19 protein-coding genes are annotated in these 24,151 nt (G+C 66.3%); 7 read left to right on the top strand and 12 right to left on the bottom strand.

The window, feature by feature from the left end:
* Positions 1 to 27 precede the first annotated feature (27 nt).
* Entirely contained in the window at positions 28 to 873 is an 846-nt protein-coding gene (locus tag LZ586_RS13760) for an oxygenase MpaB family protein (protein ID WP_235076849.1), read from the bottom strand.
* 134 nt (positions 874 to 1,007) lie between these two features.
* On the opposite strand from LZ586_RS13760, the gene ppc reads away from it, so the two are divergent.
* The gene (ppc, locus tag LZ586_RS13755; protein ID WP_235076848.1) at positions 1,008 to 3,680 is read left to right on the top strand and encodes a phosphoenolpyruvate carboxylase; all 2,673 of its coding nucleotides are present in this window, start codon (positions 1,008 to 1,010) and stop codon (positions 3,678 to 3,680) included.
* Positions 3,681 to 3,708: 28 nt separating this feature from the next.
* Here the strand turns inward: ppc and LZ586_RS13750 are convergent, their stop codons facing one another.
* From LZ586_RS13750 to LZ586_RS13735, 4 genes are all read right to left on the bottom strand, one after another.
* Positions 3,709 to 4,101, bottom strand: coding sequence for an acyl-CoA thioesterase (locus LZ586_RS13750; protein ID WP_235076847.1), 393 nt, complete (start codon positions 4,099 to 4,101; stop codon positions 3,709 to 3,711).
* 43 nt (positions 4,102 to 4,144) lie between these two features.
* The gene (locus LZ586_RS13745; protein WP_235076846.1) at positions 4,145 to 4,963 is read right to left on the bottom strand and encodes an MliC family protein; all 819 of its coding nucleotides are present in this window, start codon (positions 4,961 to 4,963) and stop codon (positions 4,145 to 4,147) included.
* A 214-nt stretch (positions 4,964 to 5,177) separates the two neighbouring features.
* Positions 5,178 to 5,522 carry a DNA primase gene (locus tag LZ586_RS13740; protein ID WP_235076845.1) on the bottom strand — a complete coding sequence of 115 codons (345 nt, stop codon included), beginning with the start codon at positions 5,520 to 5,522 and terminating at the stop codon, positions 5,178 to 5,180.
* 86 nt (positions 5,523 to 5,608) lie between these two features.
* On the bottom strand, positions 5,609 to 6,844 hold the full coding sequence (locus LZ586_RS13735; protein WP_235076844.1) for a multidrug effflux MFS transporter: 1,236 nt from the start codon (positions 6,842 to 6,844) through the stop codon (positions 5,609 to 5,611).
* Between the two features lie 130 nt (positions 6,845 to 6,974).
* Here LZ586_RS13735 and LZ586_RS13730 point away from each other — a divergent pair, with 130 nt between their 5' ends.
* Both LZ586_RS13730 and LZ586_RS13725 read left to right on the top strand, forming a co-directional pair.
* On the top strand, positions 6,975 to 7,925 hold the full coding sequence (locus LZ586_RS13730) for an isopenicillin N synthase family dioxygenase (protein WP_235076843.1): 951 nt from the start codon (positions 6,975 to 6,977) through the stop codon (positions 7,923 to 7,925).
* A 91-nt stretch (positions 7,926 to 8,016) separates the two neighbouring features.
* Positions 8,017 to 9,309, top strand: coding sequence for a homoserine dehydrogenase (locus LZ586_RS13725; protein ID WP_235076842.1), 1,293 nt, complete (start codon positions 8,017 to 8,019; stop codon positions 9,307 to 9,309).
* 6 nt (positions 9,310 to 9,315) lie between these two features.
* Here the strand turns inward: LZ586_RS13725 and LZ586_RS13720 are convergent, their stop codons facing one another.
* Complete coding sequence (locus LZ586_RS13720) at positions 9,316 to 9,660, bottom strand: hypothetical protein (protein WP_235076841.1); 345 nt, start codon at positions 9,658 to 9,660, stop codon at positions 9,316 to 9,318.
* Positions 9,661 to 9,805: 145 nt separating this feature from the next.
* Here LZ586_RS13720 and glpX point away from each other — a divergent pair, with 145 nt between their 5' ends.
* Complete coding sequence (gene glpX, locus LZ586_RS13715) at positions 9,806 to 10,771, top strand: class II fructose-bisphosphatase (protein WP_235076840.1); 966 nt, start codon at positions 9,806 to 9,808, stop codon at positions 10,769 to 10,771.
* 74 nt (positions 10,772 to 10,845) lie between these two features.
* Positions 10,846 to 12,702 (top strand): CocE/NonD family hydrolase, encoded by a 1,857-nt coding sequence (locus LZ586_RS13710; RefSeq protein ID WP_235076839.1) that lies wholly within the window; start codon positions 10,846 to 10,848, stop codon positions 12,700 to 12,702.
* Between the two features lie 31 nt (positions 12,703 to 12,733).
* Here LZ586_RS13710 and LZ586_RS13705 read toward each other — a convergent pair whose 3' ends face one another.
* The 6 genes from LZ586_RS13705 to LZ586_RS13680 all read right to left on the bottom strand — a co-directional run bounded on the left by LZ586_RS13705 (position 12,734) and on the right by LZ586_RS13680 (position 19,755).
* Positions 12,734 to 13,006, bottom strand: coding sequence for a UvrB/UvrC motif-containing protein (locus LZ586_RS13705; protein WP_235076838.1), 273 nt, complete (start codon positions 13,004 to 13,006; stop codon positions 12,734 to 12,736).
* Positions 13,007 to 13,042: 36 nt separating this feature from the next.
* On the bottom strand, positions 13,043 to 13,813 hold the full coding sequence (locus LZ586_RS13700) for an ABC transporter permease (protein ID WP_235076837.1): 771 nt from the start codon (positions 13,811 to 13,813) through the stop codon (positions 13,043 to 13,045).
* Positions 13,810 to 14,760 (bottom strand): ABC transporter ATP-binding protein, encoded by a 951-nt coding sequence (locus LZ586_RS13695; protein WP_235076836.1) that lies wholly within the window; start codon positions 14,758 to 14,760, stop codon positions 13,810 to 13,812. Before LZ586_RS13695 ends, LZ586_RS13700 begins: the two co-directional genes overlap by 4 nt.
* A gap of 63 nt (positions 14,761 to 14,823) precedes the next feature.
* Positions 14,824 to 15,582 carry a DsbA family protein gene (locus LZ586_RS13690; RefSeq protein ID WP_235076835.1) on the bottom strand — a complete coding sequence of 253 codons (759 nt, stop codon included), beginning with the start codon at positions 15,580 to 15,582 and terminating at the stop codon, positions 14,824 to 14,826.
* Positions 15,582 to 16,961: a M48 family metalloprotease gene (locus LZ586_RS13685; protein WP_235076834.1), complete on the bottom strand. Its 1,380-nt coding sequence runs from the start codon at positions 16,959 to 16,961 to the stop codon at positions 15,582 to 15,584. The genes LZ586_RS13690 and LZ586_RS13685 overlap by 1 nt, the downstream gene beginning before the upstream one ends.
* Before the next feature lie 100 nt (positions 16,962 to 17,061).
* Positions 17,062 to 19,755, bottom strand: a complete 2,694-nt coding sequence (locus LZ586_RS13680) for an Rne/Rng family ribonuclease (RefSeq protein ID WP_235076833.1) — start codon at positions 19,753 to 19,755, stop codon at positions 17,062 to 17,064.
* Between the two features lie 479 nt (positions 19,756 to 20,234).
* Here LZ586_RS13680 and LZ586_RS13675 point away from each other — a divergent pair, with 479 nt between their 5' ends.
* The gene (locus LZ586_RS13675) at positions 20,235 to 21,485 is read left to right on the top strand and encodes an N-acetylmuramoyl-L-alanine amidase (protein WP_413777291.1); all 1,251 of its coding nucleotides are present in this window, start codon (positions 20,235 to 20,237) and stop codon (positions 21,483 to 21,485) included.
* A 103-nt stretch (positions 21,486 to 21,588) separates the two neighbouring features.
* A complete protein-coding gene (locus LZ586_RS13670) occupies positions 21,589 to 24,108 on the top strand; it encodes a penicillin-binding protein 1A (protein WP_235079816.1) in 2,520 nt (839 codons plus the stop codon).
* Positions 24,109 to 24,151 lie beyond the last annotated feature (43 nt).

Below are 24,151 nucleotides of genomic sequence, written 5' to 3'. Positions count from 1 at the left end.
CTCGTGATCGCGGGGGAGGACTGGAAACTAGCGAAACGCCCAGCGCATCGTCTCGGCGGCGCCGCGGGTAACCGCACGCACCGCCGGCGCTGCCAGGCCGGGCCCGGACAGCCCGTGCATCCGCCTCGCCCAAGGCGGCAACAGGTCGATGGCAGCCTGGAAGGTCAGCGCCTGGAACGGCTTGGTCGCCAGGCTCGGCGCGGGCTGGTTGAGCAGGACATGCGCCACGTCCCGGGTTCGTGCGTCGACCAGCAGTTCGGGGCGCATCGCCTCGATCAGCGCCTCGGCCTCGGCGCGGCTGCGCGGCACCGGATCGGCGCCAAGCTTCTCGCCGACCTGCGCCACTTCGGCGAAATACCGGTCCTGATCGGCCAGCGACATGCCGGGCTCGGCATAGCGCCGCCAGGCGTCGAGGAAACTGATGCTCTCGGTCACATGCACCCAGGCGAGCAGCCGCGGGTCGTCGGCGCGGTAGGGCGTGCCATCGGGCAGGGTGCCGTGCACGAAGCCATGCACCTGCCGCACCTTGGCGATCATCGCCTCGGCCTCGGCCCGCGAGCCATAGCTGGTCACCGCGATGAAGCGCGCCGTGCGCCGCAGCCGCCCGTGCATGTCCTCGCGAAAGCCCGAATGGTCCCACACCCCGGCCAGCACGGCGGGATGCAGCATCTGGAGCAGGAGCGATGCCACCCCGCCCACCATCATGCTGGTAACGTCGCCATGCACCCGCCAGGTAACGGAGCCCGGCCCGAACAGGCCGTCCGCACGCCGCACCACCGGGCGCTCGCCCCGGTTCTGGTCGTGGAACACCGAACGCACTTGCCCCACCAAAGCGGTCTTCAGCGAACGGGCGGCAAGCGTGGCGGGATTCATCCACCAAAGGTAGGAAGCCGCGTTGGATGCGCAAGAAAATTGCGGCGGCAGGCAGGCGCTCGAAGCAGGGATTGCGCGGCCGCAACCGCGGCTATGGTTGACCCTGCCAGCCTCGGCGTGCAGCACACGCTCCCATGGCCAGCCTTGCTATCGCAAACAATCCCGACATCCGCTTTCTCGGTCGCCTGCTCGGCGATGTGATCCGCGCCTATGGCGGCGAGGAGCTGTTCAGGCGCATCGAATATATCCGCGCCACCTCGGTGGACCGCCACCGCGGCGTCGCCGGCGCCAGCGCGATCGATTCCGGGCTGGAGCGGCTGAGCCTGGACGACACCCTCGATTTCGTGCGCGGCTTCATGCTGTTCTCGATGCTCGCCAATCTCGCCGAGGACCGCCACGGCGCGTCGGTCGAGCACCAGGCCGACATGGCCTCGGCGCTGGAGCGCTTGGCGGGCGACGGCATCGGCCGCGACGCAGTGAAGGCGCTGCTCGACCATGCGCTGGTCGTGCCGGTGCTCACCGCGCACCCCACCGAAGTCCGCCGCAAGTCGATGATCGACCACAAGAACCGGATCGCCGAGCTGATGGCGCTCAAGGATCTCGGACTCGACGAGACCGAGGACGGCGACAAAGTCGACGAAGCGATCCTGCGCCAGATCGCCCTGCTGTGGCAGACGCGCGTGCTCCGCCGCGAGAAACTGGGCGTCGCCGACGAGATCGAGACGGTGCTGTCCTACTTCCGCGACGTGTTCCTGCCGGTGATGCCGGCGCTCTACGCCCGCTGGGACCGCGCATTGGGCGAGCGGGTCCCCTCCTTCCTGCGCGCCGGCAACTGGATCGGTGGCGACCGCGACGGCAATCCGTTCGTAACCGCGGACTCGCTGCGCCTCGTCCTCGCCCGCGCCAGCGAGACCGTGCTCGCTTATTATCTCGACGCGGTGCACGCGCTCGGCGCCGAGCTGTCGATCTCGACCGAGCACACCGCGGTCGAGGAGGCCGTGCTGAAGCTGGCCGACGCCAGCCAGGATACCGGCCGCAGCCGCCAGGACGAACCCTATCGCCGCGCCTTGTCGGGCATCTATGCCCGGCTCGCAGCGACGCATGAGGCGCTGACCGGCAAGGCCCCTGCCCGCCCCGCGCCGCTTCCCGGCAAGGCCTATGCCCATCCCGGCAAGTTGCGCGACGAACTCGCCGCGATCGCTCGCGGGCTTGCCGCGGAAGGCGCAGGCCCGCTCGCCAGCGGCGGCGCGCTCGGCCGGCTGATCCGCGCGGTCGACACCTTCGGCTTCCACCTCGCGACGCTCGACATGCGCCAGAACAGCGCCGTCCACGAGCGCGTCGTCGCCGAGCTGCTCCAGGCCGCTGGCGTGGAAGGCGACTATGCCCTGCTCGACGAAGCGGCGCGCGTGGCGCTGCTCCGCCGCGAACTGGCTGGCCCGCGGCTGCTCACCAGCCCCTATGCCGACTATTCGGAGGAGACCGCGTCCGAGCTGGCCATCGTCCGCGCCGCTGCCGAGGCGCACGGCAAGTACGGGCGCCAGTGCATCACCCACTACATCGTCTCGATGGCGCAGTCGGTCTCCGACCTGCTCGAAGTGCACGTGCTGCTCAAGGAGGCCGGCCTCTATGTGCCCGGCGAGGAGCCGCAGGCGCACGTCATGGCGATCCCCCTTTTCGAGACGATCGGCGATCTGGAAGCCGCTCCCGCGATCATGGAGGACTGGCTTGCACTCCCCGAAGTGGCGACGATCGCTGCCGGGCGCGGTCATCAGGAAGTGATGATCGGCTATTCGGACTCCAACAAGGACGGGGGTTATCTCACCTCGACCTGGCAGCTCTCGCGCGGCTCCACTGCGCTCAAGCCGGTTTTCGAACAGGCCAAGCTCGCCATGCAGCTGTTCCATGGCCGCGGTGGCGCCGTCGGGCGCGGCGGCGGCTCCAGCTTCTCGGCGATCCTCGCCCAGCCTCCCGGCACGGTGCAGGGCCGCATCCGCATCACCGAACAGGGCGAAGTGATCGCTGCCAAATACGGCACGCGGGCAAGCGCGATGACCAACTTGGAAGCGATGGCCTCCGCCACTCTGCTCGCCAGCCTGGAGCCCGAAAAGCTGGCCCCGGCGGACGCAGCCCGCTTCGCCGCGGCAATGGACCAGCTGTCCGACACTGCCTTCAGGGCCTATCGCGGCCTCGTCTACGAGACCGAAGGCTTCAAGACCTTCTTCCGTCAGGCGACGCCGATCGCCGAGATTGCAGGCCTCAAGATCGGTTCGCGTCCTGCCAGCCGCAAGCAGTCCGATGCCATCGAGGACCTGCGCGCCATTCCCTGGGTGTTCAGCTGGGCGCAGGCGCGCGTGATGCTGCCAGGCTGGTACGGCGTCGGCGCCGCGGTGGAGGCGTTCGAGGACAAGGGCCTGCTCCGCGAGATGTCGGTCGCCTGGCCCTTCTTCCGCTCGATGCTCGACAATATGGAGCAGGTGCTCGCCAAGTCCGACATGGCGATCGCCGAACATTATGCCGCGCTGGTCGCGGATGCGAGCCTTCGCGACCAGGTGTTCGGCCATATCCGCTCGGGCTGGCAATCGACTCACGACGCCCTGCTCACCGTCACTCGGCAGACTCGGCTGCTGGAGAAGCATCCTGGGCTGGAGACCTCGATCCGCCTGCGCCTGCCCTATATCGAGCCGCTAAACCTGCTCCAGATCGAGCTGCTCAAGCGCCACCGCGCAGGCGAAGACGATCCCCGGATCGGCGAAGGCATCCTGCTGTCGATCAACGCCATCGCCACCGCGCTGCGAAACAGCGGCTGACTTCATCTCCCGCGCGAGCGAGGGGCAATCAGGCGAGGAAGGGTGCGATCACCTCCGCGGTGACGCGCACCAGCCGTCCGGTGGCGCGGTCGAGCATCGCCCAGGTGGTCTTCGCCTCCACCTTCACCTTGCCGTCATCCCCGATGAACCGCATGTGGCGGTCGAACCGGGCGCCGCGCGGGCTGTCTGCCAGCCAGGTCTCCGCCGTCACTGTCTCGCCTTCGCGCACATTGCCGCGATAATCGATCTCGTGACGGGTGATGACCCAGATATAGGCATCGACATGCGCATCTGCGGCCACCGCGCGCCAGTGGCCGACCGAGATCTCCTGGATCCACTTCACCCAGACCGCATTATTGACATGGCCGAGCTCGTCGATGTCGTCGGGCCCGGCGGTAATGCGAGTGGTGAAGCGCGTCATGGGGCCAGTCTAGCCACATGGCGCCCGCGAAAGGAAGCCGGGCCTAGTTGATGATGCGGCAGGCGATCGGCGGTTGACCTGGCGCAGTGAACGTCATGTCCGATCCTTTGGCGCGCAGCTCATAGCCTTTCGCCACATAGCGGATGCCCGAAGCAGCGCGCTGCCCGCGCAACGTCGCCAGCACCTTGCCGCCACGCGACACCGTGACTCGGTTGTTATCCGGATCGAACGCGCCTGCCAGCCGCGACCCGTCCATGCAGCGGTACCGCGCATTGGAGCGGTTGTCGGCAATATCCTCGGTGGGCTGCGCCGGCTGCGTGCTCGGCGATGGTTTGGCTTCGCCGCGCGGCTTCACATCGATGCTCTCAATACGCCACCGCCGCTGCTCGGCGGATGCGCCGTCCACGCCGCCCGCGCGACGCAGCGTGGCAGTGCCCAGCAGGTTGAACGGCCGGTTGCCCTGCTTCATACGGCCATAGACCTGCACCGGCACCGTGACATAGCGCTGGCCGGCGCCGGCATCGATCCGTCCCGGCGCGCCGACATTGGCATGGTACTCGGAATATCGCGCAAAGCTTCCGGCAAACGCCTGCGCGCTCATGCCCGATGCCTGGCCGCCATTGCGCCACAACACCCAAGCGTCCTTGTATCTGCCTGCCCCGATCAGCGCATAATAGGTCTGGACGACATTGGCCGCACCCTGGGCGCTGTCTTCGGTAAACGGCGCTTCGCTTAGCGGGGTCCGGTCGTCGGGCAGCCCACCTGGCTCACCCGGGGCCGGCGGCGTCACCGTTTGCGGCATTTCACGGGCAGTATCCACCTTTGCCGTTTCGGTGGCCTCGGTCGCATCAGGAGTAGCCATGCTTTCAGGCGCCCCATCGCTTGTGCTGTTCGACGCTTCGCCGGGAGCGGCCACGGCAGCGTTGGTGGCCGCGTTCTCGGCCGGCTGATTGGAACACGCAGCCAAAGTACAGGCGGCGACGGAAAGGAACAGGCGCATGTGATGCCCTTGATCTATGTTGTACTCTGCCGGGGAACGTCCGCGCCGCGCGCCCGTTCCCCGCCAGCCTAACAGATCACGGACGCAGCGCGACGTGGTCGCCGTCTTCCAGTTCGTCGTCGAGGTCGTCGTCGTCGACATCCTCGTCGTCCAGATCGGCCTGAATCTCGTCCTCGCGCATGTCGTCCAGCGCGATGGCGACGTCGTCATCCTCTTCGCCAAGCTCGTCGTCGACCATGGTGAGATCGTCGGTGTCGTCCTCGTCGCCATCATCGCCCAGGTCGATGGGGATGTCGGTCAGGATGTTGCCGTTGCTGGGCGCGTCGTTGGTAGCCTCGATGATCTCGGCGCGCTGCGCCTCGTCATAGCCTTCCGCATCCCAAGTATCGGTGGAATGCGGGGGAACCTGGTTGCCGCCCATCGCCTGTCCTCATCGTTGCCGGTGGCGATCGTGCCCCGGTTCACCAGCGCGAACGGCGGGCGCCCCCAAGCGTTCCACAGGACGGTTCAGGTCGGACGGAACAGCCGGCCTCGCTCGGCGAACAGCACCGCGCCAAGCGCCAGCACGCCCATGGACAGAAAGCCCGCGTAGAGCGGGATCGTCGTCCCGTTGAACTGCTGGCCGATAAAGGCGCCGATCACTGCGCCACCCAGCGTCGTGACAAACCCCTGAAGGCTCGACGCGGTGCCCGCGATCGCGCCCATCCTCTCCATCGCCATTGCCGAGAAGTTGGAGGTGGCAAGGCCGAAACAGCCCATCATCAGCGCCTGGAGGATGGCGAAGGTCCACAGATTTTCCAGGCCCGCCAGAGCGACGATCAAGTGTACCCCCGAAGCAAGTATCAGCCCGCTGAGTGCCGAATGCGAAATACGCCGCGTACCCAGCTTCATGACCAGCTTCGAGTTCATGAAGGAACCGAGCGCCATGGTGCTGGCGACTGCGGCGAACACGATGGTCAGCAGCTCGGGGCGGTGGAACACGTCGTCCATGACCTGTTGCACCGAGCCGATGAAACCGAACAGGCCGCCCGAAAGCAGCGCGGTTGCAATGGTATAGCCGACCGCAGTCCGGTCGCGCAGCATCAGCGCATAATCCCCGGCGATGCGTCGCGGGTGCAGCGACTGCCGCGCCTCGGGCTTCAGCGTCTCGGGCATCCGCAGCCAGAACCATGCCGCGACCAGCGTCGAAACCGCGGCAACGCCCCAGAAGATCATCCGCCACGACCCGCCTGCCGACAGCACTCCCTGGCCGAAGGCGGGGGCGAAGATCGGCGCGGCCATGAACACCATGAACGCCAGGCTCATCACGCGCGCCATCGCCCTGCCCGCAAAACAGTCGCGCACCAGCGCCACCGTCACCACTCGCGCACCAGCGGCGGCCGTTCCCATCGCCACTCGCGCAATCAACAAGAGCGTAAAGCTTCCGGAGATCGCCGCCAGCCCGCTGGTCAGAACATAAGAGAACAACGCGATGCCAAGCACCGGCCTCCGCCCGAAGCGATCCGAAAGCGGACCGTATCCAAGCTGCGCCACCGCGAAGCCGATCAGGTAGGAGGTGATGATGAACTGGCGATGGTTCGGCTCCGCGACTCCCAATGTGTCGCCAATCGCGGGCAGCGCCGGCAGCATCGAATCGATGCCCAGCGCCGTCAGCGCCATCATCGAGGCAATCAGCGCGACGAATTCGCCGAAGCGGAGCGGCGCCTGGTTTGCGCTATCGGTGGTCAGATGCGGTTCGCTCATGCGCGCCCAATGGCCCATCGCCGCGCATCCGTCACCCCATAGCGGTATCGAACCCGCCAATCGCGTTCGCGCGCTTGTTCGCGCGGGGGCGGAGGGTCTAACTGGCGCCAACATCCCCTCGGAGACTCACATGTCCAATATTCTTGCTGAAATCCCGGCGCTTTCGCTCGCGGACCAGCAGTCCGATCCGGAAGGCTTCGCCCAGGCGTTCGGCCAGTCCTTTCAGCGCTTCGGCTTCGCGGTCGTGCGCGATCACGGCGTTCCCCAGGATCTGATCGACCGCGCCTGGACGATGACCAAGGCGTTCTTCGACCTGCCCGAAGACGAGAAGCGCAGCTATTTCGTCGAAGGCGGCGGCGGCGCCCGCGGCTACACCCCGTTCAAGACCGAAATCGCTAAGGGCGCCAGCCATGTCGACCTCAAAGAGTTCTGGCACATCGGCCGCCAGCTTGCCGCCGGCCACCGCTTCGAAGCGAACATGTCGCCCAACATCTGGCCCGAGCGGCCCGAGGGTTTTCGCGAGACCTTCATCGAACTGTTCGCGGCGTTCGACACTGCGGGCGACAAGCTGCTCTCCGCAATCGCCCGCTATCTCGGCCTGGATCCCAGCTGGTTCGATCCGGCGGTGAAGGACGGCAACTCGGTCCTGCGCCTGCTCCACTACCCACCGGTTGCCGCCGACGCGCCGGAAGTCCGCGCTGGCGCGCACGAGGATATCAACCTCATCACTTTGCTGCTCGGTGCTGAGGAAGCCGGGCTCGAGTTGCTCGACCGCGACGGCCAGTGGCTGCCGCTCAAGCCACCAGAGGGCGCGATGGTTGTGAACGTCGGCGACATGCTTCAGCGGCTGACCAACCATGTCCTTCCGTCCACTACCCACCGGGTCGTCAATCCGCCTGCCGAGCGTCGCGGCAACTCGCGCTATTCTATGCCCTTCTTCCTGCACCCGGCGCCCGACTTCCTCATCCAGACGCTGCCGTCCACGATCACGGCGGAGAACCCGAACCGCTATCCCGAGCCGATCAGCGCCCATGACTATCTCCACCAGCGGCTGGTCGAGATTGGGCTGATCAAGAAGTAATCCTATCTTTCAACCGCTCGGCAGGAGCGGCTAGGGACAGGCGGCGGCGGAGCTTCGGCTCCGGCCGCCGCAACTTTATCCGGGGGATCCCATGACCGAACCGCTTCGCATCGCACTGGCTGGCCTTGGCACCGTGGGCGCGGGCGTGATCCGGTTGCTGGACGCCAATGGCGAACTGATCGCTCGGCGTGCCGGACGCCCGATCGAAGTCGTCGCCGTGTCTGCGCGGGACCGGTCCAAGGACCGCGGCATCGACATCGCTCGATTCGACTGGGTGGACGATACCGCCGAACTCGCTCGCCATCCTCAAGCCGATGTGGTGGTCGAACTGGTCGGTGGATCCGATGGGCCGGCAGTCGCCTTGGTCCGGGCTGCATTGTCCGCAGGCAAGCATGTGGTGACCGCCAACAAGGCGATGATCGCGCACCACGGACTGGAACTCGCGCGCGCCGCCGAAACCACCAACGTCGCGCTGAAGTTCGAAGCCGCGGTCGCGGGCGGCGTGCCGGTGATCAAGGGTCTGCGCGAGGGCGCGGCCGCCAATGTCGTGATGCGCGTCTATGGCATCCTAAACGGCACCTGCAATTTCATCCTGTCCAAGATGGAAGCCGAGGGCCGCGACTTCGCCGACATTCTCGCCGAGGCGCAGCGCCTTGGCTATGCCGAAGCCGACCCCAGCTTCGACATCGACGGGGTCGATGCTGCGCACAAGCTCTCGATCCTAGCGAGCCTCGCCTTCGGCACCGAACCGGCGTTCGGCGAAGTCGCGATCAGCGGGATCCGTCACATCTTGGCCGAGGACATCGCCGAGGCCGCGGCGCTCGGCTTCCGGGTTCGTCTGCTCGGCCTGGCCGACGCCGGGCCGCACGGTCTGTTCCAGCGCGTCCACCCGCACCTCATCCCGCTCAGCCACCCTCTGGCGCACGTCACCGGTTCGACCAACGCGGTTGTGGCCGAAGGCAATTTTGTCGGCCGCCTGCTGTTCCAGGGGGCTGGCGCCGGCGACGGCCCCACTGCGAGCGCAGTGGTCGCCGACCTGATCGACATCGCCCGCGGCGAGTTCGGCCCGGCCTATGCCATGCCCGCCGCCGCGCTGGCTGCTCAACCCCGCGCCGATGCGGGCGAGCGCCGCGCCCGTGCCTATGTCCGCCTGACCGTCACCGACAAGGTCGGCGTACTGGCGGAGATTGCTGCCGCCATGCGCGATGCCGGCGTCTCGATCGAAAGCCTGATCCAGCGCGCAGCCAAGCCCGACGGTAGCGTCCTGGTGGCGATCGTCACCCACGAGGTGCCGGAGCGCAGCGTTGCACACGCTCTGGAAAAGCTGCGCGGTTCGCAGAGCCTGGTCGATGAGCCGATGTGGATGCACATCCTCGACGACTGAAGCGACCTACGGCGCCAGCGGCCGCAACGTGACCCGTGGCGGCCGCCCGCCGCCCATGGTCGTACTGACACCGGCCGCACCGCATCGCACTGTGAAGGCACCCTGTCCGCATGGCGGCGGCGCCGTGTCGAGCAGCTTTCCCACGCGCTTGTCGGGATTCTCACCGCCTTCATAAGTGGTAGCCAACGGCAGACGGTAGCGGTCGGCCTGGCGACGAGCGCAGATCACGATCTCATCCTCCCGGGGGCCGCGTCTGCAACCGGGCTCTACGCGCGTGAGTTCGCGATAGCTGCTCAATGCCGCATGAACCGCAGGCACCTCCTGAACCATCACCAGCAGTGCAATAAGCATCGCGCGTCTCCCGCGAGTGGTTCAGGCAAGCTGACGTGAAGATGTGGCCAAATTGCGAAGCCGTCGCTGACAACGTTAGCACCCTCGACAGGCCCCACCGCCGCTCCTATCCCCGGCGCCAAGTTCATCAGGGAATTCCAAACCTATGCAGACCGCCAGCCATATCCTGGATCGTGTTCTCGTGCTCGAGATGGTGCGCGTCACCGAAGCCGCCGCGATCGCCGCATCGGCGCTGACAGGGCGCGGGGACGAGAAGGCGGCCGATGCCGCTGCGGTCGAAGCGATGCGCGAAGCGCTTAACAAGCTCGAGCTCGACGGGACGGTGGTGATCGGCGAGGGCGAGCGCGACGAAGCGCCGATGCTGTTCATCGGCGAGAAGGTCGGCGCGGCGCAGGGCACTGGCCCCAAGATCGACATCGCGCTCGACCCGCTGGAAGGCACCACCATCTGCGCAAAGGCAGGCCCTAACGCGCTAGCCGTGCTGGCAGTCGCCGAGGAAGGTGGGCTGCTCAACGCTCCCGACGTCTACATGGACAAGATCGCGGTCGGCCCCGGTTACCCCGAAGGTGTGATCGACCTCGCAAAGTCGCCGACCGAGAATGTGCGCGCGCTGGCCGCTGCGAAGGGCGTGCAGCCCAACGAGATCATCGCCTGCGTGCTCGACCGTCCCCGCCACGAAGCGCTGATCGCCGAGTTGCGCGCGATCGGGTGCGGGGTGATGCTGATCGGCGATGGCGATGTGGCCGGAGTAATCGCAACCACCGATCCCGACACGACCATCGACATCTACATGGGTTCGGGCGGCGCGCCTGAGGGCGTGCTCGCCTGCGCTGCGCTGCGCTGCGTCGGCGGTCAGTTCCAGGGCCGGCTGGTGTTCCGCAACGATGACGAGCGCGCGCGCGCACGGAAGTGGGGCATCGAGGATCTCGACAAGATCTACACGCTCGACGACCTTGCAAAGGGCGACTGCATCTTCGCAGCGACCGGGGTCACCGATGGCTCGCTGCTCGCCGGCGTGAAGCGCATGCGCGGCAAGATGACCACCGAGAGCGTGGTGATGCGGGCCAGCTCCGGCACGGTCCGCTGGGTCAAGGGCGAACACCGCCTCTAAGGCTTGCCCCCTCCCGGTTGACAGCATCTGCCCTGCCCCTTCTAGTCCTCCACTAAAGGACTGAGGGGCAGGACATGAAGGCGTTCTTGACGATTTTGGCGGCAGGCGTGGCGATCCTGCCGATGACGGCGGCACATGCCCGGCCACAGTCGGCCACACAGCCGAGCGCCTCTTTCACTTATCAGGAAGTAATGGTGCCGATGCGCGACGGGACGCGCCTCCAAACCGTGATCCTGCGCCCCGCCGGCGGCACGGCCAAGCTGCCGATCCTGCTCCAGCGCACACCCTATGGCGTCCCCGCCCAGGCGCCTGCCGGCATTCCGGCGGCCTGGAAGTACCTGATGCAGGACGGCTACATCCTCGTCTTCCAGAATATGCGCGGGCAGTTCAAGTCTGAGGGCGACTTCGCCATGTCGATGGCGCTCGACGCCAAGGGACCCAAGGGCGTGGATGAAGCGACCGACGGCTATGACAGCGTCGACTGGCTGGTGAAGAACGTGATCGGCAACAATGGCAAGGTCGGCATGTGGGGCGTTTCCTATCCCGGCTATGCGTCAGCGGTGGCGCTCGCCCATCCGCATCCGGCGTTGAAGGCGGTCAGTCCGCAGGCAGCGTGGAACGACTGGTGGATCAACGACGACCTTCACCGCTACGGCGCGATGCGGCTGAGCTACGCCACCGACTGGCTGTTCGCCCTGCAGAATAACGATCAGGGCCAGGATTTCGACTATGGCGGCAACGCGCCGATCGACAGCTATGATTGGTTCCTGAAGCTCGGCCCGATCGAAAACCTCGACAAGCTCTACTTCAAGGGCAGCGTGCCGCGACTGACCCAGATGATCGAGCATCCGGACTATGATGCGTTCTGGAAGCGCCAGCGCTGGACCGACAAGCTGGGCCGCACCACCGTACCGACGCTCCACGTCGCGGGGTATTGGGACCAGGAAGACCCGCTCGGCACCTGGAAGATCTACGAGAAGATGGAGGCGCAGGACCCCGACCGCCTCAACATGATTGTCGCCGGCCCTTGGGCGCACGGTACCTGGCACACCGCCGCCAGCGATGTCGGCTATGTGAAGTTTGGCCATGACAGCGGCGTCGACTTCATGCGCGACATCGAGGCGCCGTTCTTCGGTTATTGGCTACATGGCAAGGGCACCAGGCCGACGGGGGAGGCACGCAGCTTTCAAAGCGGCTCTTGGACGTGGAAGTCCTATGCCAAATGGCCGGCACCCGGTGCCACCTCGACCAACCTGTATCTCCAGAGCGACGGCAGCCTGTCCTTTACCGCGCCGACAAATACCGGCCAGTGCCGCGACTATGTCTCCGACCCTGCCAATCCGGTGCCGTTCCGCGAGCGCCCGATCTCGCGCACCTATCCTTCGCTCGAATGGCGCTGGTGGGAGGCCGCCGACCAGCGCTTCGTCGACCACCGCCCCGACGTGCTCAGCTACGTCACTGCACCGCTGGACGCGGACCTCACCGTCACCGGAGACATTTCCGCCACGCTGATGGCCTCGACCTCGGGAACCGACAGCGACTTCGTGGTCAAGCTGATCGACGTTTTGCCCGAGGATTACGAGCCGGTGAAGGCGGGCGCGCTCGGCGACTATCCGCGCACGATGAACGGCTACCAGTTCCCGATCGCGATGGAGATCCGCCGGGGCCGCTACCTGCAAAGCTTCGAGAAGGCGACCCCGCTGACCCCCGACAAGGTCGTCGCCTGGGATGTGCCGCTGCGCCCGCACGACCATGTCTTCAAGAAGGGCCACCGCATCATGGTCCAGATCCAGTCGAGCTGGTTCCCGGTGATCGACCGCAACCCGCAGACCTTCGTCCCCAACATCTACAAGGCCAAGCCGGCTGACTTCCAGAAGGCGACCCAGCGGGTGTGCGGCGGCTCGAAGATAACGCTGCCCGTCATGCGATGATGATGGCGCCAGGCGGTGCTGGCCGAGAGCCTTACCGCCTGTTGCGCCCCTTGGTCATCGGATCGGGCTTGCGCGGCGGCTTCCATCCCGCCGGCGGCGTCATCCGCTGCTGGCTGGTCCCCAGCCCCATCGCGCCGGGCTGCTGCCGCGTCAGGCCCGCCGTGTCGGCAAGTGCCGCCTGTTCGGAACCGGCGCCGCCGCGCAGCAAGTTGATCTGGTCGCGCAGCCGCCGCGCTTCCTCGAAGTCCAGCGCCTCGGCGGCTGCCTCCATGCGCTGCTGCAGCTCGGCGAGCGTAGTGGTCATGCCCGGTACAACGCAGAGCCCGCGCTGTGGATGCGCCTAGTTCTTGAGCCGATACCCGGTCCGGAAGATCGTCACGATCAGCCCCAGGCACAGCACCAGGAACGCCGCGGTCACCCCCAGGCTCAGGCCGATACTGACATCGCCCTGCCCGAAGAAGCTCCAGCGAAAGCCGCTCACCAGATACACCACCGGATTGAACAGGCTCACGGTGCGCCACGGCTGGGGCAGCATGTCGATCGAATAGAACGCGCCGCCCAGAAAGGTCAGCGGCGTCACCAGCAGCGCCGGCACGATGTTCAGCTGCTCGAACCCCTTGGCCCAGATGCCGATGATGAACCCGAACATCGAGAAGGTGATCGACGTCAGCAGGAGGAACGCGATCATCGCCAGCGGATGATCGATCCGCAGCGGCACGAACAACGCCGAGGTGACCAGGATGATCAGCCCGATCACCACCGATTTGGTCGCCGCCGCGCCGACGAAGCCGATCACCATCTCCAATGCCGAGATTGGCGCCGACAGCAGCTCGAACACGGTGCCAGTAAATTTGGGGAAGTAGATGCCGATCGAGGCGTTGGCGATGCTCTGGGTCAGCAGCGACAGCATGATCAGCCCGGGCACCAGGAAGCTGCCGTAATTCACGTCTCCGATCGTATCGATACGGCTGCCGATCGCCCCGCCGAACACGATGAAGTACAGCGAGGTGGTGATCACCGGCGTGGCGATAGACTGCCACAACGTACGCATCGTGCGCGCGATCTCGAACTTGTAGATCGCCCAGATGCCGTGAAGATTGAGGCCGGTCATGCCGCGGCTCCCTGAGTAGCAGTGTCGCGACGCTCGACCAGATCGACGAAGATATCCTCCAGGCTCGACTTGGAGGTGTCGAGATCCTTGAAGGCGATGCCCAGTTCGGACAGTTTCCGGAGCAGCGAGGGAATACCGGTACGCTCGGCCTGCGCGTCGAACGTATAGCGCAGCCGGTGCCCCTCGTCGGCGAGCGTCAGCTGCCATTCCGCCAACTCGGACGGCACGGCGCCCAGTGGCTCGACCAGCGACAAGTCCATCTCGCGCTTGCCCAGCTTCTGCATCAGCACGGCCTTCTCCTCGACCAGCAGCAATTGACCCTTGTTGATCACGCCCACTCGGTCGGCCATCTCCTCGGCCTCTTCGATATAATGCGTGGTCAGGATGATGGTGACGCCGCGCTCGCGCAGCTTGCCGATCAGCTTCCACATGTCGCGGCGCAGCGACACGTCGACGCCCGCGGTGGGCTCGTCCAGGAACAGGATGTCGGGCTCGTGCGCCAGCGCCTTGGCGATCAGCACCCGGCGCTTCATGCCGCCTGAAAGCTCCATGATCTTGGAATTGCGCTTGTCCCACAGCGACAGGTCCTTGAGCACCTGGTCCAGCACCGCCTGATTGGGAGCCTTGCCGAACAGCCCACGGCTGAAGCGGATTGTCGCCATCACCGTCTCGAACATGTCGACGGACAACTCCTGCGGCACCAGCCCGATGCGGCTACGCGCCTCGCGCGGGTGGCGGATCGCATCATGCCCGTCGACCAGGATCGTGCCCGAACTGGGCGTCACGATCCCGCAGATGATCGAGATGAGCGTCGTCTTGCCCGCGCCGTTCGGGCCCAGCAACGCGAAGATCTCGCCTCGCCGGATTTCAAGATCGACATGGTCGAGCGCCTTGTGCCCAGAGCCATAGGTCTTGCCGACCTGGGAAAGCGATAGGATCGATTGCATGGAAGGCCTTCGGACCGGAACGGACCCGTTACGTAAGCGCCGTACCGCTTGGGTACAAGGCGGCTATTTGCCGCCGCGTGCTGCCGCTACTGCCGTCGCCAGGCCCTGATAGGTCTGGGCCCCGTAGAGGAGCTTACCGCCGACCACCCAGCTCGGCGTTCCGGTCATCGCCAGCTTCTCCCCAAGCTGGCGGTTGCGGAGGATTTCGCCTTCGACCGGCTTGGACGCCGCGGCGCGCTCGGCAGCCGGCTTGTCGAGCCCGGCCTTCGCCAAAGCTCCTGCGATCGCCGCGTCGGTCGGGCTGCCGGCGGCGTAGAGCGCTTCATGAAACTCGCGGAACTTGCCCTGTTCGGCAGCGGCGAGCGCCCAGCGCGCGGCGACCACGCTCTCGGGCCCGAGCACCGGATATTCCCGATAGACGACCCGTACCCCAGGGTCCTTGGCGAGAAGTTCGGCGATGCCCGGCAAGCTGGCGCGGCAATAGCCACAGGCATAATCGAGAAACGCGACGACAGTCACGTCGCCGTTCGGATTACCCGCCCATGCGCCAGCATAGGGTTTCGCCAACGCTTGGATCTGGCTCCCCACTGCCGTCTGTGCGGTCGCCTGCGCCTGTTCGGCACGGGCATTCTCGCGCGCCTGAAGCCGGTCCATCGCTTCGGGCAGCACTTCGGGATGATCAAGCAAATATTGGCGGATGGTCGTACCGGCTAGTTGCGGCGCCGTGGCGCGCGCAATCCAGGCATAGATCGCCGCGCCAAGCGTCGCCGACAGGATCAGCGCGCCGGCAAGTGCCAGCGGACGCAACAATTTGCCGTTCATCAATCGCCCCTGCGCTTGTTGCGCTTGTCGTCTTCCATGGCGTTTTGCGACACCATCATGATGTCCTGCGCGCGGATCCATTCGGAGGATCCCTGGGGCAGCCCGCTCATCGCGGCTCGGGCGCTGATCAGCGCGGTGCGGTTGTCGCCCATCAGCGTAGCCCGTTCGGCAGTGGCGAGCGCCGTGCGTGGCTGATCGCCCTTGCGGTCGTAGACGGTGCCGAGATTGACCCACGCGAACGGGTTCTCGCGGTCGCGCGCCACCGCCTGCCGCAGGATCATCTCGGCCTCAGGCAGGTTCGCACGGTCTTCGGTGGCGAGCAGCGCGTGGCCGAACGTCGCGGCGATCAGCGGCTGGTTGTTCGAGCGCCGGGTCGCTTCGCGCAGCGGTGCCAGCGCCTCGGCGGGCTTGCCGGACTCGAGCAATATCTGCCCCTCGAGTTCGAGGAAATAGGGGTCTTCGGGCGCCGCCTTGACGAGCGCGGTGGTCTCGGCCGCCGCCTGATCGGGATAGCCCGATTTGTGATAGGCATAGGCACGGGCATAATGCGCCGGCAACGACTCGTCGGTGCTCGGGTACAGGCGCAGCGTCGTCTGGGGTTCGTTCACATAACCGCGCAGCTTCGCCTGGATGCGCTTGAAACGCTGCTCGAAATCCTGGTTCGGCGGCTTGTTCCAGGCGGCATTGCCCTGAAGATCGGCGGTGAGCGTCTCGACGCGCTGCTGCGACATCGGGTGCGTCTGTGCGAACGGATCTACCTCGGGGCTGGTCGAGTAATAGCCATAACTATGCATCTGCTTCGTCAGCTTGTCGAAGAAGCTCAGCATGCCCTTGCCGGTGATGCCTGCGGTGCCGAGATAGCGTGCACCGGCGGCGTCCGCGGAGGACTCCTGGACGCGGCTATAGGCGAGGTATTTGCCGATCGCGGCGCGCTGGCCCATCATCATCATGCCGGTGCCGGCTTCGGGCGAGCCGGCGGCTATCGCCGCGACGCCGAGCAGAAGGCTGAGGATCGAGATGTTGGTGTAGCCGCCGTCGTTCTGGAACACGGCATGACCGCCGACGATGTGGCCGATCTCATGGGCGATCACGCCCTGAACCTGGTTGGCGCTATCCGCAGCGTCCAGCAGCCCGGTATGAATATAGACGATCTGACCGCCGGCGACGAAGGCGTTGATCGACGGGTCCTGGATCAGCACGACCTTGGCATTGGCCGGCGAAAGCCCCGCTGCCTGGAACAACGGGCGCGAGATGTCAGTGAGCCAAGCCTCGGTCTCGGCATCGCGCAGCATCGATTGCGCCATGGCCGGGCGCGCGGCGAAACTTGTGAGGCAGAGCAGCGCGAGCAACGCCGCCAAACGCTTGAACCCCGCCCTCATCGTTCCAGTCTCCATAGCGGCAACGCTGTTCGGCCCGGCGCCTGAACCCGGCGTGAAGGGTCGGGAGCGGCGGCTCGATGCAGCCGCTCCCGATTCCAGATCAGGCGCCGAAGGTGCGCTGCCACCAGCCGCGGCGCGGCGACTGTCCGTCGCCGGCCTCTTCGGTGGCGCCTTCATCGCCCTCGGACGGTGCTGCGGCCTCGGGCGCGACATCGGCTTCGGGCACCTGTGCTTCGGCTTCCGCTTCGGGCGCTGCTTCTGCCGGCGCCGCGGCCGCAGCCTTGCGGCGAGTGCGCTTGGGCTTGGGCGCGGGCTCGGCAGCCGGTTCCGCTTCGGCGGGAGCTTCGGCAGTTACGGCTTCGGCAATCGCATCGGCCTTTTTGCGGCGAGTGCGCTTCGGCTTGGCCGCAGGCTCTTCCGCTTCCGGCGCTTGCGTTACCGCTTCGACCGGCGCTGCCTCGGCCGGAGCCTCTGCGGCCGGATCGGCCTTCTTGCGGCGGCTGCGCTTCGGCTTGGGCGCGGGCTCGGCTTCCTCGGCCTGCGGGGCCTCGATTACCGGCTCGGCATCGCGTGCCGGCTCGGCCGCGGGTGCTGGCTCGTCCTCCACGGCTCCCGCGGCATCGGCAACTGCCTCCTCGGCACCAGCCGCGCCACGGCGACCGCCCCGGCGGCCACGACGGCGGCGCTTGCGGCCGGCTTCGCTCTCTTCCTCGCCACGCGGCTCCGCGTCGGCCGCCACCTCGACGGCTTCCTCCGCCTCGTCTTCACCGGAGTCGGCGTCGGACTCGCCGTCGGCGGCTTCTTCTTCACCACCGGCTTCGTGCTCGCGACCGCGACGGCCACGCCCGCGACGGCGGCGACGACGCTTACCGCGGCCTTCACCCTCGCCCTCTGCATCTTCGCGCTGGCGCGGTGCCTTGGCTTCGGCCTCGGCTTCCGCCTCGCCTTCTTCCTCTTCGTCTTCGTCGATCTCCTCGACGTACTCTTCTTCCTCGGGCTCTTCGATCAGCTGCTCGATCTTCGGCGCATAGGCGGGCGGCGGCCCAGCAGCCTCCACCGACATGCGCGCACCCTCGATCTCCCCATCGGCCACGACCTCGACCAGCACGCCATAGCGGTCCTCAATCTCGGCCAGTTCGGCGCGCTTGCGGTTGAGCAAATAGAAGGCGGCTTCCTGGCTGGCGCGCAGCGTGATTTGCGAGCCGCGGCCGCGGGCAGCCTCGTCCTCGATCATGCGCAGTGCCGATAGGCCAGCCGACGACGCGGTACGGACCAGGCCCGAACCCTCGCAATGCGGGCAGGTGCGGGTCGAAGCTTCGAGCACGCCGGTGCGCAGGCGCTGGCGGCTCATTTCCATCAGGCCGAATGCCGAGATGCGGCCGACCTGGATGCGGGCGCGATCGTTCTTCAGCGCCTCCTTCATCGCCTTCTCGACCTTACGGACGTTGGACGAGTGATCCATGTCGATGAAATCGATCACCACCAGGCCGGCCATGTCGCGCAGGCGAAGCTGGCGGGCGATTTCCTGGGCGGCCTCGAGATTGGTCTGGGTCGCGGTCTGCTCGATATTGTGCTCGCGCGTGGAGCGGCCCGAGTTGATGTCGATCGAGACCAGGGCCTCGGTCGGGTTGATCACCAGATAGCCGCCCGATTTGAGCTGCACCACCGGATGGTACATCGCCGAGAGCTGGTCCTCGACCCCGGCGCGCTGGAACAGCGGCACGGCATGGGCATATTGCTTCACCTTGCGGGCATGGCTGGGCATCAGCAGCCGCATGAACTCCTTGGCCTGGCGATAGCCATCCTCGCCTTCGACGATCACCTCGTCGATATCCTTGTTGTAGATGTCGCGGATCGCGCGCTTGAGCAGATCCGAATCACCATAGACGAGCGCGGGCGCCGAGGACTTCAGCGTCTCCTCGCGTATCCCGTCCCACAGCCGGGCGAGATAATCGAAGTCGCGCTTGATCTCGGTCTTGGTGCGCTGAAGCCCGGCAGTGCGGACGATGCAGCCCATCGAGGGCGGCAGCTTGAGGTCCGCCATGATGCCCTTGAGGCGCTTGCGGTCGGCGGCCGAGCTGATCTTGCGCGAAATGCCGCCGCCATGCGCGGTGTTCGGCATCAGCACGCAATAGCGGCCGGCGAGCGACAGATAGGTGGTCAGCGCCGCGCCCTTGTTGCCGCGCTCTTCCTTGACGACCTGGACCAGCAGCACCTGGCGGCGGCGGATCACGTCCTGGATCTTGTAGCGGCGGCGCAGGTTCATGCGGCGCTGACGCAGTGCGTCGGCTTCGTCGCCATTGCCGCTGCGCTTGCCGCGGCGGCGGCCGCGGCCACGTTCTTCACCGCCTTCCTCGGAGGCTTCGTCGTGCTCGGAGTCGTCCTCGTCGTCGCCCGGACGCTCTACGACTTCCACGCCGTCCTCACCGTCGGCATCCGCCTCCAGGTGATCGTCATAGTCGTCGTCGCCGTCTTCCTGGGCGCGCAGTGCGGCTTCCTCGGCGGCATGCTCGGCCTCTTCGCGCAGCAGTGCTTCGCGGTCTTCCTTGGGAATCTGGTAATAGTCGGGGTGAATTTCGCTGAAAGCGAGAAAGCCGTGGCGGTTGCCGCCGTAATCGACGAACGCCGCCTGAAGCGACGGCTCGACGCGGGTAACCTTGGCTAGGTAGATATTGCCCTTGAGCTGCTTGCGCTCGGCGGACTCGAAATCAAATTCCTCGATCCGGTTCCCTTTGACGACAGCCACGCGGGTTTCCTCCCGGTGGCGTGCGTCGATCAGCATACGCATGGTCATTGAATGTTCTCCGGGCGCGCCGGCTCATGTCCCTGAAGGGCTGGGGCGCGTGCGCGCGATATTGAACGCGACCCGGGCCGGCCATTCCGGCCACGGTGTCGCTGGATTGAAAAGATGCTGTTGCTGCACGGGCACGCGCGGACCGGCGGTCCACTGGCTCCACCACGGCCGCGCTGCCGGCAAAAGCCTGGCGAAGCGGACGGTGGGGAAATTGCCTCATGCGAGCGTCAACCTGAACTGTCACGGCGGATGGCCGCGGGTAGGTCCCGATACCAGGATCGGGATAACGAACTGCCTAGCACCCCCCGCACCGTGCGGCAACTATGCGCAACCGAATGATTGTTCCGGGGAAAGTACGGGCAATTCCTGATCCTCTCACGCGAAGGTTTCGCCATGATTAACCCTGCGGCTTAACCGGCTTTTGAGCGCCCGCACGTAGAGCCGAGCGCGTCAGATAGACGCGTATCGAGTAGCAAAGCATGGATTTGTGCTGGACCCCCACGGCCCCTGCGCGGCATATCGCGCGGGTGTTGTTCTTGCTTGCCTTGCTCTCCGGTTGGTTGACCGGCGCTCCGAGCTGGGCAGGCGTCGTTCAGGAAGTGCGCGTACGCGGCGACTCCATCGTCATCACGTTCGACGCCCCGGTCGCGAAGGCGAGCAGCTTCGTGCTGGCCGCGCCACAGCGTATCGCGTTGGACGTCGACGGGACGGAACCGGGCAGCCGAACCTATGCCGACGGACCCGTGGCGAAGATCCGGCAAGGCGCGCAGGGGGAAGGCGGCGCGCGGATCGTATTCGATCTCGCGCGGCCTGCGATCGTCACTGAAGGCCGGTTCGGTCCCGACGGCCGCACACTCACGCTGCAGATCAAGACGGTCGATGACGAACGCTTCGCCCGCGCCGCGGCCGAGCGGCGGATGAGCTTCCTGCCGCCTTTCACCTTTTTGCAGCCGGCGGCGCGCCACCGCTATTCGGTGTCGATGCCGGTGCCAAGGCGCACCGCCAGGTCGCCCCTGCCCCGGGTTTATGGTGACGCCGATCGGCCGCTGGTGGTGATCGATGCGGGGCATGGCGGACATGACCCGGGCGCGTTGTCACCCGATGGCACCCTGCGCGAGAAGGACGTGACCCTGCGCATCGCCCAGGCGATCAGGAACGAGCTGCTCGCCTCGGGCCGGGTGCGCGTGGCGCTGACCCGCGCCGACGACCGCTTCCTGGTACTCCAGGAGCGCTTCGGCCTGGCGCGCCGGCTCAAGGCCGATCTGTTCATCTCGATTCACTGCGACAGTGCCGCCAATCCGGAAGCCACCGGGGCCACCGTCTACACCTTGTCCGAAGTCGCCTCCGACAAGGAAGCGGCGCGCCTGGCGGCGCGCGAAAACAAGGCAGACATCATCGCCGGAGTCGATCTGGGCGGCGCGAGCCCGGACATCTCGTCGATCCTGATCGACCTCACCCAGCGCGAGACGATGAACACGTCCGCGAACTTCGCCCGCCTGCTCGGACGCGAGGCGAAGCCGCTGATTCCGATCAAGGCCAATTACCACCGCATGGCGTCGCTGATCGTGCTCAAGGCGCCGGACATGCCATCGGTGCTGTTCGAAACCGGGTATATTTCGAATCTCGCCGACGCCGACTTTCTGGCCTCGCCCGAAGGACCCGCCAAGGTGGCCGAGAGTGTGCGCAAGGCGGTGCAAATCCATTTCGCCACGCGGATGGCGGCACGCTGAGCGCATCCGTAGCTATGGTCCCGGCGGGCGAACCGAGCGATTAGACATACGGGCGTGCTGATCGGCTTTCATCGTGGCTGAAACTTGCTACACCGCGCGGCAGATGGCGGACGGCGACACTTCGGGCGAAACGGTACGGATCAGGCGTGGCCTGAGCGGCGTACACGGCTTTTTCGGGCAGCTACGGCGGCGCTGGTGGTTCCGCGTGCTGGCGGTGCTGGCACTGCTCGCCGGCATCGGCATCCTGCTGCTGTGGCTTCTGTTCGCCCGCAACCTGCCTTCGGTCGACGCGCTGCGCACCTATGAGCCGCCGCTGCCGACCAATGTCCGTTCCGCCGATGGCACCCCGATCCACAGCTATGCCCGCGAGCGGCGCGTCCAGCTCAGCTTCCCGGAATATCCAAAGCTGCTGGTCGGCGCCTTCCTGTCGGCCGAGGACAAGACGTTCTTCGAGCACCACGGCGTCGATTTCCCCGGTCTGGTACGTGCCGCCTATCAGGGCATCACCAGCGGTTCGACGCCGCGGGGCACGTCGACCATCACCCAGCAGGTCGCCAAGAACCTGCTCGTGGGGGATGAGGCCAGCTATGTGCGCAAGGCCAAGGAGGGCATCCTTGCTTGGAAGATGGAGGACACGCTTTCCAAGGAGCAGATCCTCGAACTGTACCTCAACTCCATCGAGCTAGGCCGCAACGCCGGCGGCGTGGCGGCGGCGAGTGAGGCCTATTTCGGCAAGGAGCTTGAACAGCTGACTCTGCCGCAGATGGCGTATCTGGCGATCCTGCCAAAGGGTCCGGCGAACTACGATCCCGACCGCCACATGGATCGCGCGCTGGAACGCCGTAATTGGGTGCTGGGGCAGATGCTGGCCAATGGCTATATCGATGCTTCGCAGCACGCGGACGCCGTCGCTGCGCCGCTGGGCACGGTGCGGCGCCAGACGCCCAAGTTCGAGCGCGTCGGCGGCTATTTCATCGAGGAAGTCCGCCGCCAGCTACTCGGCAAGTTTGGCGAGAAATCCGACTCCGGGCCGTACAGCGTCTATCAGGGTGGGCTGTGGGTACGCACCTCGCTCGACCCGCGGCTCCAGGGCTTTGCACAGAAGGCGCTGCGCGACGGGCTTCTCCGCTACGACCGGGCGCGCGGCTGGAGCGGGCCGCTGGCGCACAAGGAGATCGGCGGCAGCTGGCTGCAGACCTTCCTCAACACCAATATCGGCCTGGACTATGAAGACTGGCGTGCGGCGATCGTGATCGCGCGCGACGGCGACAGCTGGGAGATCGGCTTCGACAACGGCCAGACCAGTCGTCTGCCCCGCTCGGGCGCTCTCATGCCGGTGCGCGGCAAGGGCGGCGAAGCCTTTTCGGCGATCCAGCCGGGCGACATTCTGGCGGTGGCGCCGGCGGGCGGAGCCTGGTCGCTCCGCTCGGTACCCAAGGTTTCTGGCGGCATGGTCGTCGAAGACCCTCGCACCGGCCGCGTGCTCGCAATGCAGGGCGGCTTCGATTCGCGTATTCAGTCGTTCAACCGCGCCACTCAGGCGATGCGCCAGCCCGGCTCCACCATCAAGCCGTTGGTCTATGCCGCGGCGATGGAGCGTGGCCTGACGCCGGCGACGATCGTCGTGGATGGCCCGTTCTGCGTGTGGCAGGGCGCCAATCTGGGGCAGAAATGCTTCCGCAACTTCGGCAACATGCGCAGCGCGGGGCCCAAGACGCTGCGCTGGGGCGTGGAGCAGTCGCGCAACCTGATGACGGTGCAGGTCGCCAACCGCATCGGCATGGAACCGGTGGTCGACCTGATCCAGCGGGTCGGCGTGACCAAGAACAAGTTCCCGCCTTATCTCAGCTATGCGCTTGGCGCGGGTGAAACCACCGTGCAGCGCATGGTCAACGCATATTCGATCCTGGTGAACCATGGCCGTGCGCTGGATCCCACCGTGATCGATTTCGTTCAGGACCGCCACGGGCAGGTGATCTGGCCGGAGAACTGGCGCGCCTGCGACGGGTGCAACGCGCGCGACTGGAACGGCGGGGCGATGCCGCGTCCGATACGGCGCGCCCGGCAGCTGGTCGATCCGATGAGTGCGTACCAGATCGTCCACATCACCGAGGGTGTGATCCAGCGCGGCACCGCCACTGTGCTGCGCGACCTCGACCGTCCGCTGATGGGCAAGACGGGCACCACCAATGGCCCCACCGATGTGTGGTTTGTGGGCGGTGCCGCGCAGATGATCGCCGGCCTCTATCTCGGCTATGATTCGCCGACCAATCTGGGCGGCTATGCCCAGGGCGGATCGATCGCCGCGCCGATCTTCAAGCAGTTCGCCATTCCCGCGTTCGAGGGTATGGACAAGCTGCCCTTCACCGCGCCTCGTGGCATCCGCATGGTCAGGATCGACCGGGCGAGCGGGCGCAAGGTGTCCGGCGGCTGGCCATCGAACGATCCGCTGTCGCCGATCATCTGGGAAGCCTTCAAGCCCGAGGTGGAGCCGCGGCGCGGCCGCCGCACGATGGAACAGGAAGAAGCGCAGAAGGCGAAGGCCGTCACTCCCAAGGCCGCCCCCAAGGCGGAGCGCCAGAGCGACAGCGATTTCTTGCAACGCGAGGGCGGAATCTACTAGCGGCGTCTTATATCTACCGCCGTCACCCCCAGTCGACGGGGCG

The sequence above is a fragment of the Sphingomonas sp. S2-65 genome (genome assembly GCF_021513175.1).
Lineage (GTDB): Bacteria > Pseudomonadota > Alphaproteobacteria > Sphingomonadales > Sphingomonadaceae > Sphingomonas.
This window is presented reverse-complemented; position numbering and strand designations above follow the sequence as displayed.